We start from the raw sequence: 325 nt of genomic DNA, 5'->3' as shown, positions 1-325 counted from the left end.
AAATAAGCTATATCGCCCGAGGCTCATCTCGGGCTTTACCTAGCCAAGTACGCACTGAGGCGCTATAATTTGCGCCTTTTTTAGCGATACGAGTGCATAGGTTAAATGTCAGGCAATAAAGTAGAGGTCGATAAACGTCGCACCTTCGCGATTATATCGCACCCCGACGCGGGTAAAACCACCATTACCGAAAAAGTGCTGTTATTCGGAAACGCGCTGCAGAAAGCGGGTACCGTTAAGGGCAAAAAATCGGGTCAGCACGCTAAGTCTGACTGGATGGAAATGGAAAAAGACCGTGGTATTTCGATTACTACGTCTGTCATGC

1 protein-coding gene is annotated in these 325 nt (G+C 47.7%); it reads left to right on the top strand.

Annotated features, from left to right (window positions below; genetic code table 11):
* Window positions 1–105: 105 nt before the first annotated feature.
* Window positions 106–325, top strand: a 220-nt coding sequence (locus tag SHD_RS01040) for a GTP-binding protein (RefSeq protein WP_023265438.1), incomplete at its 3' end; no start/stop codon positions are given.

Source organism: Shewanella decolorationis S12 (assembly GCF_000485795.1).
In the GTDB taxonomy this organism is placed as follows: domain Bacteria; phylum Pseudomonadota; class Gammaproteobacteria; order Enterobacterales; family Shewanellaceae; genus Shewanella; species Shewanella decolorationis.
The sequence above is the reverse complement of the archived record's forward strand: the minus strand, read 5'-3'. Positions and strand labels throughout refer to the sequence as shown.